General features: G+C 70.6%; 15 protein-coding genes and 1 pseudogene. 5 read left to right on the forward strand and 11 right to left on the reverse strand.

Annotation, left to right across the window (positions count from 1 at the left end; genetic code table 11):
- Positions 1-441: 441 nt before the first annotated feature.
- The 5 genes from EL493_RS31900 to mftA all read right to left on the reverse strand — a co-directional run bounded on the left by EL493_RS31900 (position 442) and on the right by mftA (position 6,448).
- Positions 442-1,818, reverse strand: a complete 1,377-nt coding sequence (locus EL493_RS31900) for a GAF domain-containing protein (RefSeq protein ID WP_022566214.1) — start codon at positions 1,816-1,818, stop codon at positions 442-444.
- A 105-nt stretch (positions 1,819-1,923) separates the two neighbouring features.
- A complete protein-coding gene (gene mftG / locus EL493_RS31905) occupies positions 1,924-3,324 on the reverse strand; it encodes a mycofactocin dehydrogenase MftG (protein WP_019049339.1) in 1,401 nt (466 codons plus the stop codon).
- A 10-nt stretch (positions 3,325-3,334) separates the two neighbouring features.
- Entirely contained in the window at positions 3,335-4,732 is a 1,398-nt protein-coding gene (gene mftF / locus EL493_RS31910) for a mycofactocin biosynthesis glycosyltransferase MftF (protein WP_022566212.1), read from the reverse strand.
- A gap of 139 nt (positions 4,733-4,871) precedes the next feature.
- Positions 4,872-6,365, reverse strand: a complete 1,494-nt coding sequence (gene mftC / locus EL493_RS31915; protein WP_019049341.1) for a mycofactocin radical SAM maturase — start codon at positions 6,363-6,365, stop codon at positions 4,872-4,874.
- A 2-nt stretch (positions 6,366-6,367) separates the two neighbouring features.
- Positions 6,368-6,448, reverse strand: a complete 81-nt coding sequence (gene mftA / locus EL493_RS31920) for a mycofactocin precursor MftA (protein ID WP_126406630.1) — start codon at positions 6,446-6,448, stop codon at positions 6,368-6,370.
- A 173-nt stretch (positions 6,449-6,621) separates the two neighbouring features.
- Between mftA and mftR2 the strand changes: the two genes are divergently transcribed.
- Together mftR2 and EL493_RS31930 are read left to right on the forward strand one after the other, a co-directional pair.
- Positions 6,622-7,260: a mycofactocin system transcriptional regulator MftR2 gene (mftR2, locus tag EL493_RS31925; protein WP_022566209.1), complete on the forward strand. Its 639-nt coding sequence runs from the start codon at positions 6,622-6,624 to the stop codon at positions 7,258-7,260.
- A 37-nt stretch (positions 7,261-7,297) separates the two neighbouring features.
- Positions 7,298-8,353, forward strand: a complete 1,056-nt coding sequence (locus EL493_RS31930; protein ID WP_019049344.1) for a ferredoxin--NADP reductase — start codon at positions 7,298-7,300, stop codon at positions 8,351-8,353.
- Positions 8,354-8,369: 16 nt separating this feature from the next.
- On the opposite strand, the gene EL493_RS31935 is transcribed toward EL493_RS31930, so the two are convergent.
- The 4 genes from EL493_RS31935 to EL493_RS31950 form a co-directional block, all read right to left on the reverse strand.
- Positions 8,370-9,110 carry a DNA alkylation repair protein gene (locus EL493_RS31935; protein WP_019049345.1) on the reverse strand — a complete coding sequence of 247 codons (741 nt, stop codon included), beginning with the start codon at positions 9,108-9,110 and terminating at the stop codon, positions 8,370-8,372.
- Between the two features lie 130 nt (positions 9,111-9,240).
- On the reverse strand, positions 9,241-10,005 hold the full coding sequence (locus EL493_RS31940) for a glutamate racemase (protein WP_019049346.1): 765 nt from the start codon (positions 10,003-10,005) through the stop codon (positions 9,241-9,243).
- A 56-nt stretch (positions 10,006-10,061) separates the two neighbouring features.
- A complete protein-coding gene (locus EL493_RS31945; RefSeq protein WP_019049347.1) occupies positions 10,062-10,271 on the reverse strand; it encodes a KOW domain-containing RNA-binding protein in 210 nt (69 codons plus the stop codon).
- A 65-nt stretch (positions 10,272-10,336) separates the two neighbouring features.
- On the reverse strand, positions 10,337-11,536 hold the full coding sequence (locus EL493_RS31950; RefSeq protein ID WP_019049348.1) for an NAD(P)/FAD-dependent oxidoreductase: 1,200 nt from the start codon (positions 11,534-11,536) through the stop codon (positions 10,337-10,339).
- Between the two features lie 248 nt (positions 11,537-11,784).
- Between EL493_RS31950 and EL493_RS31955 the strand changes: the two genes are divergently transcribed.
- On the forward strand, positions 11,785-12,141 hold the full coding sequence (locus EL493_RS31955) for an SPW repeat domain-containing protein (protein WP_019049349.1): 357 nt from the start codon (positions 11,785-11,787) through the stop codon (positions 12,139-12,141).
- The gene (locus EL493_RS31960; RefSeq protein WP_074965444.1) at positions 12,141-12,758 is read left to right on the forward strand and encodes a TetR/AcrR family transcriptional regulator; all 618 of its coding nucleotides are present in this window, start codon (positions 12,141-12,143) and stop codon (positions 12,756-12,758) included. Before EL493_RS31955 ends, EL493_RS31960 begins: the two co-directional genes overlap by 1 nt.
- A gap of 270 nt (positions 12,759-13,028) precedes the next feature.
- Here the strand turns inward: EL493_RS31960 and EL493_RS31965 are convergent.
- Positions 13,029-14,363, reverse strand: a pseudogene (locus EL493_RS31965) (MFS transporter); the annotation flags it as partial.
- On the opposite strand from EL493_RS31965, the gene EL493_RS31970 reads away from it, so the two are divergent.
- Positions 14,299-15,180 (forward strand): helix-turn-helix transcriptional regulator, encoded by an 882-nt coding sequence (locus EL493_RS31970; protein WP_019049351.1) that lies wholly within the window; start codon positions 14,299-14,301, stop codon positions 15,178-15,180. The pseudogene EL493_RS31965 and the gene EL493_RS31970 sit on opposite strands and share 65 nt — an antisense overlap.
- 98 nt (positions 15,181-15,278) lie before the next feature.
- On the opposite strand, the gene fusA is transcribed toward EL493_RS31970, so the two are convergent.
- Entirely contained in the window at positions 15,279-17,363 is a 2,085-nt protein-coding gene (gene fusA, locus EL493_RS31975; RefSeq protein WP_019049352.1) for an elongation factor G, read from the reverse strand.
- Between the last annotated feature and the right edge of the window lie 161 nt (positions 17,364-17,524).

Raw genomic sequence — 17,524 nt, forward strand, 5'->3', positions numbered from 1 at the left:
AGCACAGGCGAACCGTTTTCGGGCAGCACGAAGACACCTCTGGTACTCCGTGATGCGAGAAATTCGCCTAGGAGCGCAGTGGGCGCGTAGCGCCGCACTCGCGCAGGATCCCCGACAGATCATGTGGACGAGATCGACGACCCGGGGGCCGCCGGCGCGACGAACGGTGGTCCGCCGCGGGGTGCCTAGCTGTTGATCGTTCCTCCAACATCGCGGCCGCGGCTCGAGCCTCGCGCCCCGGCTTTGTCACTTACATCACATGGCTGCCTGTCCATGCATTGCAGACACTAGGCGGTCAGTTAATAAAAAGAAACTTTTTCCGCTAAAAAATCCGGACGATTGTCCAGGGGGTTTCGGGAGGTGCCCATGACCTGGGCAGCAGTGTGTGCTCCGCCACATCTACGCCGGATGTGTGAGCTACCGCACTTTCAGAAATGGAGACTATGAGCCGAAACGTTGCATCTGCGTTGCATCGGCACCGAGGCGCCGATCGAGCACCCGGATCTTGGCCTCGATCTGCGCATACAGGGGCGAATCGCGATCGACGGTGGCACGGTAGGCGGCCCACGCGGCGGCATCGTCACGCCCCTCGGGGCCCGCGGTCCACCGGCGCAGCACGCCGGGGTCGGCGGAGGCGAGCACCGCGGTGCGCAGCCGCACCCGGAGCTCGTCCCGGATGTCGCAAATACCCGGAGCCGACGATCTGGGGAGCACCGGACCGGCGTACAAGCGCAATGCGGATTCGATATCACCGGAGTCGAGGGCGGCCCGCAGGGCCTCCACATCGGTTGCGACATGAACCCGCAGACGGTAAGGACGCGATCCGACGACATTCGCGCCGACCACCGACCGCAGCCGCGACATCGCCGCGCGGATCGTGCCGTTGTCCAGATCGGTGTCGTCGAGCAGCAGCGCCAGATGATCGGCGCCGAGCCCTTCCGGATGTTCGGTCAGCAGCAGCAGGATCTCGGCATGGCGTTGCGAGAGGGAGATGCGCTCCCCCGCCACACTCAGTTGCGGCTGGCCGAGGCCGAGCACGTCGAGCCCCAGCCGCGTCGGTTCGGCGACATGGCCGGTGTGCCCGTTGCCCGCGGCCTCGGTCGCGGCACCGCCGCGCCCGGCTCGCATCGCCCGCAGCACCAGATCCATCTCGGCGGCCGTGGCCGCGGCCTTGACCAGAGCGAGGATCTCGGGCTTGGCCACCCGCATACCGCCGGCAATCATCAGCACGCCGATCAACCGGCCGTCCGGCTCGTGCACCGGCGCCGCGGCACCGGTGATCTGATGCATGCGATGCAGGAAATGTTCGGGTCCGTGGATCCAGGTCGCGCGCCCGGTGCGCACGACGAGACCCACCGCGTTGGTGCCGATGCGGCGCTCGCTGAGGTCGTCGCCTTCGCGCACGCCGATCTCGGCGGCGGCCGCGACCTGTTCCGGGTGGCCGTGTACCGACAGCACCCGACCGAACTGGTCGGCGACCGTCACGATCAGACCGGCGCGTGCCGCGTCCTGGACCAGCAGTTTGTCGATCAGTGGCATCAGCGCGGCGATGGGATGAGCATCCCGGTAACGCACCAGATCGGCACCGCGAAGACCGCGACCGTCGAGGGTGTCCGCCGGATCGATCCCGCCACGCATACTGCGTAGCCAGGACTCGAGAACGAGCGGACGCAACAGGCCGGCCAGCTGGGTCAGCTGGTCACCACCGGCACTGAGAAAACCATGGGCCTGTGCGGCATAGGCTTCCAGAGCTCCGAGCTGTGCGCCGGACTCCGTCGCCTGCCGTGGGGGCCGCCCACCTGCAAGATTGCTGACCATTTGCCTTTCTTTCCCGCTACAAACTGTACCGGTGAGTTATCGGCAGCTTCGTCAGAAGTGCGGGTTTGTCCCGCAGGTCACATTGTGGTAGCAGATGTCACTTCGTCACACCGCATGCCGACGCGCTATGACTGTGGCGAGCAGCACCGTCGCGGCCTGCGGACCGCGGTGCAGCGGCACCGGCACCACCGACAGATCGGCCACGGTCAGGCCGTCGACACCGTGTACCCGGCCGCCCGCGTCCACCACCGATCGCGGGTCGCTCGCCGGGCCCATTCGGCAGGTGCCCGAAAGATGCTGGGAGGTTCCCAGATGCGCGCGCAGCCAGGCATCGTCGACGGCGCCCAGCGGCAGGCCGAGCATCTCGGCCGCGAGTTCGACCCCGGCGCGCGAGCGGTCCCGGTCGGCGGCGGCCCGGAGATGGTGCTGCTCGATCCGGGCCGGGACCGACGGGTCGGCCGAGACCAGGGTGAGAACGCCGGTGGACTCCGGATTCATCAGCGCGACCCCGAGCCTGCGCAGTCCCGGGGTGAACATCGGGGTGTACGGGCGCAGTTCGAGGTCGCCGAGTTCCAGGACGTATTCGAGCGCGACGGTCGACCCGGCCGGCGCGGCGCCGGGGTACTCGACACCGATCTCGGGATGGTCGGTGCACCACGCGCCCACCGGCGCCGGACGTACCACCGGCACCCCGAGCGCCCGCAGCTGCTGCTCGGGCCCGATGCCGGAACGGATCAGCAGCGCGGCCGATTCCACCGCGCCCGCGCAGACCACCACGTGATCGGCGAACGTCGTCCCCCGCTCGCGACCGCGCACCCACTCCACGCCGACCACCCGGTCACCGCGCAGCAGCAACCGGGTCACCATCGTGTCCCCGGTGACCGTGAGATTGGGCCGGTGCAGCACGGGATAGAGATGCGTGAGGGCCGGTCCGGCGCGGTGGCCGCTCGCCGAGGCCAGCGGGACCCGGCCGTAGCCGTCGCTCGGCTCGGCGCCGGGGAGCGCGTTGAGGTCGGCGATCTCGGCGAAACCGGCGGCGGCGCAACGCTCGGCGAAGTCGACGCTGACCGGGGCGGGGTCGGCGGTGCGCCGCACCGGGATCGGGCCCGCGACGCCGTGACCGGGGGCGGTGCCGAAATCGTGGTCGTGTTCGAGGTCGCGCAGTGTCGGCAGGACCGACTCGAACGACCACAGCGCGCTGTCGGCAGCCGCGCTCCAAGCCGCGAAGTCGGCGGCGGTCGGCCGGGCGAAGTAGCTGCCGTTGATCGCGCCCGACCCGCCGACGAGCCTGCCCCGCACGATATTTCCCCGGTACCGCCACAGCACCCGGGATTCCGGACCGACCGGCAGGTGCCCGGGGTCGAGCAGCGGTGCGGGAATGTCGGCGGGCCCGGCCCACACCGGTCCCGCCTCGAACACCCGCACCGTGCGCGCCGGGTCGTCGCTGAGCCGCGCCGCCAGCACACAGCCCGCCGATCCGGCGCCGACGACGAGAGTGTTCGTCACGCAGCCGAACTCAGCGCTGCTGCACGTCGGGCTTGAGCGCCTCGAAGCTGCGGGCCCGGATCGCGCCCAGCCACAGGCCGCTGCCGTAGGCGATGTCGTCGATCCGCTTGTAGGCCACATAGCGCACCGGGTCCAGGCCGCCCGCGTCGCGATGGGTGAACCAGTCGGCCAGGCCGTCGGCCAGCGCCATGGTGATCGCGATCTTGCGGATCCGGCGCGAGGTGAGCACCGCGAGCAGGGTCACCGGCCAATAGTCCCGGCACATCGCCGAAGCCAGCCGCCACATGCCCGCGAAGTAACCGCGCGCCAGATACACCGCCGCGATCCGGGTGGGATTGTCCAGCTCGGCGAACACCCGCCGCATCCGGAACAGCGCGGTGGCCAAGGTGACCAGGCCGCCGAGCAGTCCCCACCGCGACAGCGTCGCGAACAGGATGCTCGCCAGCACCGTCCAGGTGGGCAGCGACAGCGGCGAGACCATGCCCGCGTGCCGCTTGCTCAGCGGCGCGGCACCGGTGCCGTAGAACAGCCTGCGGCCGAACCAGGCGCGGAAGGCCACCCGGTGATCGTGGGCGACATGCGCGGCGGGCTCGTAGCGCAACCGCCAGCCCGCCCGTTCCAGCCGCCAGCACAGGTCGACGTCCTCGGCCACCTGCATCGACTCGTCGAAGCCGCCCTCGCCGAGCACGGCCGCGCGCCGGGCCAGCAGCGCCGCGCTCGGCACATACGACACGACACCGCGCGCGTGCACCGCCGACTCGCGCCTGCCGAGGTCGAGCGAGGAGCGGGTGTGCTCGTAGCGGGCCAGTGCGTTGGACTCCTTGTCCAGCGCCACGATCCGCGGCGCGACCAGCGCCACCTGCGGATCGCTGAAGTGCCCGAGCATGACCTCGAGCCAGCCGCTGCGCGGGACGACGTCGGAGTCCAGGAACGCGACGAAGCCCGTTGTCGCCGCCCGTAATCCGGCATTGCGGGCGGCGGCGGGTCCGAGCGGGGACTCGTGCCGCAGCACGGTCACCTGCCCCCGGCCCTGCCGCGGCGGCAGCAGCACCGGCTCGTCGGAACCGTCGTCGACGACGATCACGTTGTGCCCGCGCAGCGTGGCCAGCAGCCGGGTGAGGCCGTCGGCGTTGTTGTACAGCGGGATGACCACGGTGACGTCGTCGAGCGAGGGTTCGAGCCGCGGCCGCGGGTTCGCCACACCGGAATCGAGCAGCCGGCGGGCGACGATCGCGGACTTCGTGTCGGTCACCTCCAGGTACCCGTCGCCGATCAGCTCGGCGGCCTCCGGGGCCAGTCGCAGCATCCGCGCGGGGGATCCGCCGATCAGGATCCGACCCCCGGAAAATGCGCGTACCCGTGGATCGATCCGTACCCCGAAGCCGTCGGGCAGACGATCATGGCGCATTCCTCGCATGCTATTCGCACTCGAGCCCGCAGACATCATCACCCCACAAAAAAGGAGGAAAGTCCGCCAGAAATGCCGCTGTGACCGGTAATCGGACGCGTCAACAAGATCGGCAGCGCACTTTCGGCAATCGATCGTCCTAGCCGAGCGGACTCTCGTTGCACGCCTTGGCGGGCGCGCGCTTGACGGTCAGCGGCAACGAAACCCGGCCGCGGGTCCGAACCGGCCGCGAATGATCGACCGCCGGTCGCGGAATGGTGCGTCCCGGCATCGACAGCGCCGCTTCGCCATAGCCCTGCACGCATTCCGGGTCGGGACCGTTGGCGGGCAGGCCGGTGAAGAACTTGGCCGCCATGCAGCCGCCGCGGCACGCGTCGTAGTGCGAGCACTTGGTGCAGGCGCCGCCGTCGACCGGCTCGCGCAGTTCGCCGAACAGCTCGGAGTTGGTCCACACGGCGTCGAAACCACCGTCGGCGACGATGTTTCCGGCCTTGAAGCGGTCGTGGATGGCGAACGGGCAGGCGTAGACGTCGCCCACCGGGTCGACCAGGCAGACCACCCGGCCCGCGCCGCACATGTTCAGGCCGGGCAGCGCGGAACCGAAGGCGGACAGGTGGAAGAACGAGTCGCCGGTGAGCACGCCCTCGCCGTTGGCGACCAGCCAGTCGTAGAGCTCGCGCTGCTGCTCGGGCAGCGGGTGCAGTTCGTCCCACACGTCGGCGCCGCGGCCCGACGGGCGCAGGCGGGTCAGCCGCAGGGTGGCGCCGTAACGGTCGGCGATGGCCTTGAATTCGTCGAGCTGGGCGATGTTGTGCCGGGTCGCGACGACCGAGAGCTTGGCGTCCTTGAAGCCCGCGTTGTGCAGGTTCTCCAGGGCGCGGATCGCGGTGTCGTAGGAGCCGGGCCCGCGCACGGCGTCGTTGACCGCGGCGTCGGCGCCGTCGAGGGAGATCTGCACGTCCACGTAGTCGCTGGCGGCCAGGCGCGCGGCGACCTCCTCGTTGATCCGAACGCCGTTGGTGGAGAACTTGACCCCCACGTGGTGCGCGGTGGCGTAGTCGACCAGTTCCCAGAAGTCCGGGCGCACCGTCGGTTCACCGCCGCCGATGTTGACGTAGAAGATCTGCATGCGCTCGAACTCGTCGATGAGCGCCTTGCACTGTTCGGTGGTGAGCTCGTTCGGGTCGCGGCGCCCCGACGAGGACAGGCAGTGCACGCAGGACAGGTTGCACGCGTAGGTGAGTTCCCAGGTGAGGCAGATCGGCGCGGCCAGACCCGACTCGAAACGGTCGATCAGCCTGCCGCCCTGGGTGGTGTCGGTGGAGGCAGGCATGCGCACCGGGGTCACCGGCGTGACCGGACCCGGCGCGGGCACGATCATGTCGGTGTCGGCCAGCTGGCTGAGTGCCTTGACATGCATGTCGGACACTCCGACGCCCGCGGCTCGCAGCGCGTCCCGCACCGAGGTGTGGGCGGGCAGCGACTGCACCACCTCGACCAGATCGCGGCTCTTGAGGAATGAGAGCTTGCGAGTGCCGAAGTGATACAGCAGCGCACCGAAGGATTCCGGTCGCAGCGAGACCCGGGGGTGCAGGGTCCAGCGGGTGTCGAGGTCGAGCACGCCTGCCTCCATCGTCAGTACACGCCGCACATGCCGTCGATGCTGACCTCTTCGATCAGCGTCTCGGTGACCAGTTCCTCGTCGTGCTCTGCCATCACTACCTCCTTGTGTTGCCGGTCACCGCCGACCATAACGTCAGTGACTGCCAAAAAGGGCGGAATTCGAAAATCTCGATGGCCAGGAGCACGTCAGCGCACCCCTCTAGAATTCCGGGGGCAGGACGGGAACGGGCCGGAGTGCCCGGTGGCGGTAGAGGTGAGGCGGAAGCTTGCGTAACCACGGCGGGACAGGGAGTGGGGCCAGTTCGACGCTGTCGGAGTCGGAGATCGTCGAGGCGGCACTGCGCGTGGTGCGCGAGGACGGCGTGGAGAAGCTGTCGATGCGCAGGCTCTCCCGGGAACTGGGCGTCTCGCCGATGGCGCCGTACTACTACGTCGCCGACAAGCGCGAGCTGCTCGACCTGGTCGCCAGCGCCGCCCTGGTCGGGGTACGCAAACCACCGCGGGAATCGGGCCCGTGGCAGCAGCGCCTGCGTGAACTGGTGGACCAGATAGACGATAAACTGCGCAGGCATCCCGGCCTGGGCGACATCCTGCTCGAGCAGATGCTCGGCAAGCAGCTCGACCTGATCGACGCGGTGATGGAGATCCTGTTCGACGCCGGGTTCAGCGACCGCAACGTGCTGGCCGCCTACGCGACCATCCACACCTACCTGTTCGGCCGCAGCAGGGTGAATCCGCGAGATCGCTCGGTTCCACCGGACGTACTGCTGCCCGAGGCGGTGGCCAGGGCCACGAAGTACATGGCGGACCTGCGCGGCAAGTACTCCTACGACTTCGGGATGGAGGTACTCGTCGCCGGACTCGAGGCACAGCTTGCCCTGCAGGCGCGTCCCGACCTAGCATGAAACTGAAACACGTTCTAGTTTTGTTCGAGAGGACGACATGACCACAGTCGAGGTTCCGCACGGTTCGCGCTCGGTGGTGCTGCGGGTTGCCGCGGTGATCGCCGAAACGGCCGACACCAACTCCGTGGTCTTCGAGGTGCCCGCCGAGCTCGCCGAACGCATGAAGTACACGCCGGGCCAGTTCCTCACCCTGCGCATCCCCAGCGACCAGACCGGCTCGGTCGCCCGCTGCTACTCGCTGGCCAGCTCGCCGTTCACCGACGACCTGCCCAAGGTGACGGTCAAGCGCACCGAGGGCGGCTACGGCTCGAACTGGCTGTGCGACAACATCTCCGCCGGCGACCAGCTCGAGGTGCTGCCGCCCTCGGGCGTGTTCACCCCCAAGAACCTCGACGAGGACATGCTGCTGTTCGGCGCGGGCAGCGGCATCACCCCGGTGATGTCGATCCTGAAGTCGGCGCTGTCGCAGGGCACCGGCAAGGTGGTGCTGGTCTACGCCAACCGTGACGCGGGCTCGGTGATCTTCGCCGACGAGCTGCGCGACCTGGTCGGCAAGCATCCGCAGCGGCTCACCGTCATCCACTGGCTCGAACCGCTGCTCGGCCTGCCCACCGCCGACATGGTCGCCACCCTGGTCGCGCCCTACACCGGCTACGAGGCGTTCATGTGCGGTCCCAAGCCGTTCATGGACCTGGTGCACGACGCGCTGGCCTCGCTCGATGTCCCGCGCGCCCGCACCCACGCCGAAGTCTTCAACTCGCTGGCCGGCGACCCGTTCGCCGACCACGCGCCCGTCGAGGTGAGCGACGAGGAAGCCGCCGACGCCGCGACCGTGGAGGTCGAACTCGACGGGCAGGTGCACGAGCTGTCCTGGCCGCGCAAGCAGACCCTGGTCGACATCATGCTCGACAAGGGCCTGGACGTGCCCTACTCCTGCCAGGAGGGCGAGTGCGGCTCCTGCGCGTGCACCGTGCTCGAGGGCAAGGTCGAGATGGGGAACGCGGAGATCCTCGACCCCGAGGACATCGAGAACGGCTACATCCTGGGCTGCCAGGCGCGGCCGGTCACCGACCGCCTGAAGATCCAGTTCTGAGCCCGCCCGCGCCGCCTCACCGCAGTGCGCGGTAGGCGGCGCGCTGCTCGGGCGTCAGGTGCTCGGTGGCGTAGCTCAGCGCGGTCCGGCCCAGGCGCGGCGCGTACGTGTCGAGGAAGCCGGTGAGCACCGCCGGGTCCACGCGTTTGCCCGCCTCGCGCAGCATCCAGCCGAGCGCCTTCTGGATGAGGTCGCGGCGATCGTCGAGCAGGACCGCCGCCAGTTCCAGCGTGGTGCTCGCGTCGCCCGCCTTGAGGAAGGCGAAGGTGGACAGCAGCGCCACCCGCCGCTCCCACAGCGAATCCCGCTGCGCCAGTTCGAACAACAGGGCGCGGTCCTTGTCGAGCAGCCACGGGCCGACGATGTGCTCGGCGGAGGCGTCGACGAGGTCCCAGTTGTTCACCCGGCCCCGGCGCACCGCGTCCAGGTAGAACTCGACCATCTCCGCGCGGGCCGCGTCGTCGCGGGTGCGCGGTTTCGAGGCCGCCGCGAAACGGGCGTTCAGGATGAGCAGCGCGGCCAGGCGTTCCTCGTGGACCGGGCCGTCGAGCAGGTCGCCGATCTGCTTCAGCGGGAGCGTGGCGAACTGTTTGGCGACCTTGCGCGTGGCGGGGACGCGGACGCCGAGAAAGACGTCGCCCTCGCCGTACTCACCCGCGCCCGTCTTGAAGAACCGTTGCAGGTGGATCGCATCGGCGGGATCGGCCAGCGCGGCGAGCGCCGCACGTACCTGGGCGGCAGTGGGAAGCTCGGACACGGTGCACCTCCGGCGTCGGGGGAATTCCCTCGCATTCAACACCGGCGGACCGACAGATTCGCGGCGAACTCCGGCAGGCGTGTTCCGGCGCCGACCCGGTCGGGCGGTACCGGGGCGAGGGGCGGCGGCCTCAGCCGACCTGCGCGCCGACCACCCGGCCGGACTCGAAAGTGGCGGCGCTGCCGGGCAATTCCCCCGGCAGGCCACTGTTGCGCACCGTCACACTCCCGGTGCCGGTGGTCGGGCGGCCCAGTTCGTCCATCTTGCGGATCGTCTGCGCGGCGACGGCCTGGGCGCTGTCGAACAGGCGGACGCCGTCCGGCAGCGCGCCGACGATGGCGTCGATGACCAGCGGGTAGTGCGTACAGCCGAGGACGACGCCCTCGACGTCGGCCGGCGTGCGGGCGGCGGCGTCGGCGATGGATTCGGCGATGGCGGGCAGGTCGCCGCGGTCGATGGCGTCGGCCAGGCCGTGGCAGGCCACGCCGACCACCTTCGCGTCACCGGCGAAACGGGCGATCAGGTCGGCCTGGTAGCGGCTGGCGGTGGTCGCCGCGGTCGCCCACACCGCGACCGACCGGCACTGCGCCGCCGCGGGCTTGATCGCGGGCACGGTTCCGATCACCGGCACCGACTCGCCCACCTCGGCCCGCACGTGCGCCAGCGCCGTCACACTCGCGGTATTGCACGGCAGCACGATCACTTCGGCGCCGAGTTCGAGCGCCTGACGGGCCGCGCCGAGCACCCGCTCGACGACCCAGTCCTCCGGCTTGGGCCCCCAGGGCGCGCCCTCGGGGTCGAGCAGCAGCAGCAGATCCACATCGGGACGCGACTTGCGCAACCACGCCGCCGTCGGCAGCAGGCCGAGGCCGGAATCGATAAGCGCGACGATCACCGGTCCACCGTATTACAGGCCCGCGAACGTCCCCGTCGCGACCGTGTTCCGGCCGGCTAGACCAGTTCGATCTCGTCGAAGGCGGCGGTCAGGGTGTGGCGCCGTTCGCGCAGGACACCGCCCTCGCGGTGCGCCACCCCCTCGGACAGTTCCAGCCGCACGGTGGCGCGATGGACGTCGACCTCCTTGACGACACCGCAGACCCCGCTGAACGGGCCCGCTGGGAAATAGACGACATCGCCGGCCGAGTACTCGGTAAACCCCACGGCCCCACAGTAATCCGATCCACGCGCGGCGGCCACGGTCCGGCGGCCGCCGTGCGTGTGCGGGGTCAGCCCGCGGCGGCGAGCAGGTCCGCGACCGGGGTGGGGGTCGCCAGCTTGGCGCGCAGCTTCATCACCTGGCCGGTCAGGCCCGCGCCCAGGACGGCGGTGAGGATCCCGTCGCGGGAGTAGTAGGCGAGGAACTTGCGGCCGTCGTCGGTGACCATGGTGACGTCGTCGGCGGGCGAGGGGGTGCCCAGCGCCTGGATCTTGACGTCGTACTGGTCGCTCCAGAAGTAGGGCACCCGCGCGGCGGTCGGCGCCGCGCCCCCGAGCAGGGCGGTGACCAGCAGCTTGGCCTGCTCGCCCGCGCTGGTCCAGTGCTCGACGCGCTTGCGGACGCCGGTGTCGTGCTGCCAGGCGGCCACGTCGCCGACGGCCCAGACGCCCGCGGCGGAGGTGCGGCCCACCTCGTCGGCCAGCACGCCGCCACCGGCCGACGGTTCGGCCAGCTCGATGCCGGAATCGGCCAGCCAGTCGGTGACCGGCACCGAACCCACGCCGACCACCACCACGTCGGCGGCGATCTCGGTGCCGTCGGTGAGCAGCGCGCCCCGCACCCGGCCCGAGTCGTCGGAACGCAGGGTGTCCACGCCGACCCCGCAGCGCAGGTCCACACCCTCGGCGCGATGCATCCGGGCGACCAGCCCGCCGATCTGCTCACCCAGCACCGAGGCGAGCGGGGTCGGCTGCGGCTCCACCAGGGTGACCTCGAGCCCGGCGGCCCGGAAGCTCGCGGCCAGCTCACAGCCGATGAAACCGGCGCCGATGACCAGGGCGCGGCCCGCGCCGTCCAGCTCGGTCCGCAGGGACTCGGCGTCCTCGTGGGCGCGCAGCACGTGAACGCCCGCCACCGCGGGCAGTCCCGGCAGCCTGCGCGGGCGCAGCCCGGTGGCGATGATCAGCTGGTCGTAGGCGAGCGTGCCGCCGTCGGCCAGGGCGACGGTGCGCGCGGCCGTGTCGACGCCGGTGACGGCGGTACCGAGCCGCAGCTCGATGTCCTTGTCCGCGAAGAACTCCGGCGGGCGCAGGGTGGTGTCGTCGGTCTCGCCGCGCACGAACTGCTTCGACAGCGGCGGGCGGTCGTACGGCGGGCGCGACTCGTCACCGAGCAGCACCACGCCGCCCTCGTAGCCGGCCCGGCGCAGTTCCTCCGCCGTGCGCAGGCCTGCCAGACCCGCTCCGACGATCACGATGGGCGCGCTCATACCTGTGTCCTCTCGGCATGTGCGGCGCGCTCCGCGCTCACGCGAGCCACCGCCGCCGGGGTCGACCGCCCATGCCATGTCTTGTGTCGCGGGCCACTACGGCCCCCCGAATGTTTGTACCAGTGCGCCCGGCCACAGGTGATACCCACGTCGCAACGCAACCGTGCCGCTCCCGATATCGACCGGGCGGTCAATCAGGAGTAGACCGAGGTCAGAAGTATTTTTCGTCTCTCGAGGAGGCAATCCCCATGTTCACAGACAGCCGCGCACAGGATCTTCTCGCCGTCGTGCTCGGCGCATTCACCGCGCTGTCGCCCCTGTGGGTCGACACCAACGACAATGCCCGCTGGACCCTGATCGTGCTCGGTGTACTCATCGCCGCGACCGGTCTGATCCAGATGGCACGGGCGAGCATGTCCAGCGCCGACTACGCGATGGGCCTTTTCGGCGTGCTGCTGTTCATCTCGCCGTGGGCGATGGACTTCACCGCCTTCCGCGGCGCATCCTGGACCGCATGGGTGGTCGGGGTAGTGACGGCGGTGGTGGCGGTCGCCGCGCTGCCGGCGATGAACGAGCGCCTGCACAAGCAGGTTCCGCATCACTGATGCCGAACCGACGCGTCGGGCGCCGCAACGCCAAGCGCGATGGCGACGCCCGGCAACTCATCCTGGATGCCGCCGAAACCCTGTTCGCCGCGCAGGGCTTCGACGCCACCCCGACCGCCGCGCTGGCCGCGGCCGCCGGTGTGCCCAAGGGACTGGTCTTCTACTACTTCCCCACCAAGAACGCGATCCTGTCCGCGCTCATGCGCGAACGCGTGCCCAGCCGCCCGTTCGACGATCTGGACGCCGTCGTCGCGCCCGGTGATCCCGCCGCCAGCCTGGTCAACCTCGACACCGCCATCAACCTGCGCGACCACCATTCCTCGGTGCTGCGGGTGATCATGTGGCGCGAGGCCGACACCCACCCCGACGTCCGGCGCACCCTGCGCGTCCTGCGCGATCAGCTCCTCGACGCCACCGCCCGCGTCCTCCAGGCCAGCGTCCCCACCCCCATCCGCCCCAGCACGCTGCACGCCTGCGCGTCGGCGTGGGTCTCGGCCATGTTCGCCATCGCCAGCACCGACCGCCTGCACGCCCTCGACGGCGTCCCGGTGCCGACGCCCGACGACCTGCTCGATGTCGCCCAGGTGGTGGCGGCGGGGATGACCCAGCTGGGCTGAGAGGACCCGCACCGCGACCACGCCCAGGACGACATGCAGCACGCCCGCGACAGCGGCGACGGCGTGCAGGCCGGTGACGAAGGCCACGCGCGCGTCCGCGAGAGCGGCCGGGGCGATCCCCGCCACCTGCGCCGTCTCGCCGAGCGTCGGGGCCAGCTCCGGGCCGGTCAGCCGGAACAGCAGGGCCGCCAGGGAACCGAAGACCGCGATGCCGACGGCGTTGCCGAGTTCGTTGCCGGTCTCGGCGAGCGCGGCGGCCGAACCGGCCCGCGCCGGGGGCACCGCGGCGACGGCGATATCGGCGACCACGCTGAACGAGATGCCGTAGCCGATCCCGGCCACCGCGGTCGACGCGACATACCAGCCGGTCCCGCCGCCGGTCCCGGCGAACAGCAGCAGGAACAGGCCCGCCGCGATGAAGAAGTGCGCGCCGATCAGCGCCGCCGACCGGCCGGTCCGGCCCACCACGACCGGCGTGAGCACCGCGGCCACGGTGAGCACGACCGCGCCCGGCACCGCCAGCAGCGCCGCGCGGGCGACCGACAGCCCGAGCACCGATTGCAGGTAGGCGCTCGCCAGATAGGCGGTCGCCGACCACGCGGCCAGCGGCAGGAACCCGGTGACGATCGCGATCGCGAACACCGGATTGCGGAACAACCCGAAGTCGACGAGCGGGTTCGCGATCCGCGACTGCCTGCGCGCGAACCACGTCAGCAGCGCGAGCCCCACGAACCCGGCGCCGAGGCCGCTCCCGGACAGCCCGGCCGCCGCCGCGTGCTTCACCGCGTACATGGTGAGCAGCAGCCCGGCGGCCGAGGCGAGCACGCTCGCCACGTCGACCCGCCCGGTCCGCGCCTCCCGCACCTCACGCAGCAGCAGCGGCGCGAGGACCAGGAACACCAGCAGCACCGGCAGATTGATCAACAGCACCGAACCCCACCAGAACCGGGTGAGCAGCTGTCCCGCGACGATCGGACCCAGGGCGAAGCCGGCCGCGAAGGTGGCGGCGAAGACGCCGATCGCCTGCGCGCGCTGCCGCGGATCGGCGAACAGCGTGCTGAGAATGGCCAGCGCCGAGGGCAGCAGCGTCGCTCCCGCCACCCCCATCAGCACGCGCAGGCCGATCAGGATCTCCGGGCTGGGCGCGAAAGCCGCTGCCGCCGAGGCGATACCGAAGACGGTGGCACCGGTCAGCAGCAGGCGCAGCCTGCCGTACCGGTCGCCGAGCGCGCCGAACGCGATCAGCAGCGCGCCGACGGCGAAGCCGTAGCTGTCCAGGATCCACAGGGATTGGTCGGCGGTGGGGGTGAGCGCGGCGGTGATCGCGGGCATGGCCAGGAACAGCACCGAGCCGTCCATGGCGACCAGCAGGACGGGGCCCAGGATCACCAGCAGGCCCAGCCAGGCCCGCAGTGGGGCTGTGTCGGTTCGAGTCATGACCTCGAATCTGCGGCGCCACGCGCCCGGCAACCAGACCCGCTCATGGGTACACCTCGCCGGGATACCCACGGACCCGCCGCGCTGCCTACGCTGGGACGGTATGGAACTGGAAAGCCTCGGCGCGTTCCTCAAGACCCGCCGCGACCGGATCACCCCCGACCGCATCGGGCTGCGGACCTACGGCGCCACCCGCCGGGTGCCCGGGCTGCGCCGCGAGGAACTGGCCCAGCTGGCCGGCGTGAGCGCGGGGTATTACACGCGGCTGGAACAGGACCAGGCGGGCACCGCGTCACCGCAGGTCGTCGCGGCCATCGCCCGGGTACTCCAACTCGACGCGGCGGAGACGACGCACCTGCACAATCTGGCCGGACGACCCGCCGCGCCCCGCCTGACCCGCTCCGAACCCGAACGCCCGCATCCACGCGTGCTCACCCTGCTCGACGCGCTCGGCGAGACCATGCCCGCGATCGTGCTCGGCAGACGCGGTGACGTGCTGGCCTGGAACCGCACCGGGCACGCGCTGTTCGCCGAACACCTGGACTTCGCCGCACCCGCCGACCCGGCCCTGCGGCCCTCGATCCCGCGCATGTTCTTCCTCGACCCGCTCACCCGCGACCTGCATCGCAACTGGGCCGAACTGGCCCGCGTCCACGTCGCCTATCTGCGCCTCACCGCGGGCCGCTATCCGACCGACGCGCACCTGGCCGAACTGATCGGCGAACTCGCCATGCGCAGTGCGGAATTCGCGACGCTGTGGGCCGAGGGCGAGGTGGCCGACTGCACCGTCGGTGCGATGCGGCTGCATCATCCGACCGTCGGCGGCGTCGACGTCGACTATCAGGTGTGGCTCCAACCGGACAGCCCCGATCATCGGCTCGAGGTCTACACCCCGCACGACGCCCGCTCGGCCGACGCACTGCGGCTGCTCGGCGGAGCGACGCCCGAGACGACGGACACACGGGGCCACGTGGCCGCCGAGTAGTCGGTCGTCACCGGCACCGGGTGCGCGCGAAGTCGTCCGACCGCGCGCGGCAGGCACCGGTGGCGCCGCATCCGTGGACGCGACGCCACCGGTGTCTTTCATCCGCCGGCGATGATCGACGCCGCGACGCCGGGCGGAACCGGCGCGTAGGAGTCGAACACCATGGCGTAGGTGGCCCGGCCCCGGGTCTTCGACCGGAGATCGCCGATGTAGCCGAACATCTCCTGGAGCGGGGTCAGGGCCCGCACGACGCGCGCGCCCGCCCGCTCGGTGAGCTCGGTGACTCGCCCGCGCCGGGCGTTCAGGTCACCGATCACCTCACCGAGGTACTCCTCCGGGGTGACGACCTCCACGGCCATCACCGGTTCGAGCAGCACCGGTTTCGCCAGCGCGACCGCGGCTCGCACCGCCGCCGCACCGGCCAGCCGGAAGGCGAGGTCCGACGAATCCTGCACGTGGGCTGCGCCGTCGAGCAGCGTCACCCGCACGTTCACCAGGGGGAACCCGGCGAGCGCGCCGACCCGCAGCGCGTCCTGCGCGCCCGCGTCGACCGCGGGGAGATACTCCCGCGGCACACGCCCGCCGCTCACCCGGCTCTCGAACTCGTAGACCGCGCCGTCCTCGGCCACGTGCGGATGCACCGCGATCACCACCTTGGCGAACTGCCCGTGCCCACCCACCTGCTTGCGGTGGGTGTACTCGAACCGCTCGACCGCGGCGGTGACGGTTTCGCGATACGCCACCCGCGGCGCGCCGATCTCGGCCTCGACCCGGAACTCCCGCTTCATGCGGTCGACCAGGATCTCCAGGTGCAGCTCGCCCATCCCGCCGAGGACCGTCTGACCGGTCTCCGCGTCGACGTGCACCGTGAACGTGGGATCCTCCTCGGCCAGGCGCGCCAGGGCGGTGCCCAGCTTGTCCTGATCCGCGCGAGTCCGCGGTTCGACGGAGACCGAGAGGACGGGCTCGGGGAAGAACATCGACTCCAGCACGATCGGGGCGTTCCGATCGCACAGGGTGTCGCCGGTGCTCGTCTCCTTCAGCCCGATCACCGCGCAGATCTGTCCGGCGTGGACCCGATCGACCGCGATCTCGGTGCTCGACTGCATCTGGAACAGCTTGCCCAGGCGCTCCTTTCGTCCGTTGGCGGAATTCAGCACGGCCGCACCGGGTTCCACCCGACCCGCGTACACCCGCAGGTATACGAGCTTGCCGAAGAACGGGTGCAGCGCGACCTTGAACGCCAGCGCCGCGAACGGCTCGGCGAGCTCGGGCGCGCGCTCGATGTTCTCGCCCTCGGGCGAGAAGCCGTGCACCGCAGCCACATCCAGCGGCGACGGCAGGTAGTCGACGACGGCGTCCAGCAGCGGTTGCACCCCGATGTTGGCCAGCGCCGAGCCGCACAGCACCGGGTAGGCGCGCGCGTCGATCGTCATCGTGCGGATGGCCGCCTTCAGCAGGTCGACGGGGATCGGCCTGCCGGACAGGTAGCGCTCCAGCACTGCCTCGTCGGCATCGGAGACCGTGGCGATCAGCGCCTCGCGGTACTGCTCGGCCTCGGTCCGCAACTCGTCCGGGATCGCGACGACCTCGAAGCGCGCACCGTGGCCGGTGTCGCCACGCCACACCTTCGCGGTCATCTCGACCAGGTCGACGATGCCCTCGAAGTCGCGTTCGGCACCGATGGGCAGCTGGATCACCAACGGCCGCACCCCGAGCCGCTGGGCGATGGTCCGCACGGTGAACCCGAAATCGGCACCGAGCTTGTCCATCTTGTTCACGAAGCAGATCCGCGGCACGCCGTATCGGTCGGCCTGTCGCCACACTTGCTCGGACTGCGGTTCGACCCCCTCCTTGGCGTCGAACACCGCCACCGCGCCGTCGAGTACCCGCAGCGACCGCTCGACCTCGACGGTGAAGTCGACGTGGCCGGGCGTGTCGATGATGGTGATCTCGTGGTCGCGCCACGCGCAGGTCGTCGCGGCGGCGGCGATGGTGATGCCGTGCTCGCGCTCCTGGATCATCCGGTCCATGGCGGCGGTGCCGTCGTGCACCTCACCGAGGACGCGGGTGACGCCGGTGTAGAACAGGATTCGTTCGGTGGTGGTGGTCTTGCCCGCGTCGATGTGGGCGGCGATGCCGATATTGCGCAGGCGGGCGAGGTCGGTGCGTGGTCTGGTCATGGGAATCCCCCAGCTGGTCGCGTCGATGGATCGACGCTCGCCGGTAGGGCGTTCCGGTGACGGCACGGGCGTCGGATCACGCGGCGCCACACCGGCGCCCGAGGACCCGATGCGAGCTAGAACCGCGACTGCGGACGTGCTGTAACCATGCGACCAGTTCT

The sequence above is a fragment of the Nocardia asteroides genome, assembly GCF_900637185.1.
Classification (GTDB): Bacteria; Actinomycetota; Actinomycetes; order Mycobacteriales; family Mycobacteriaceae; genus Nocardia; species Nocardia asteroides.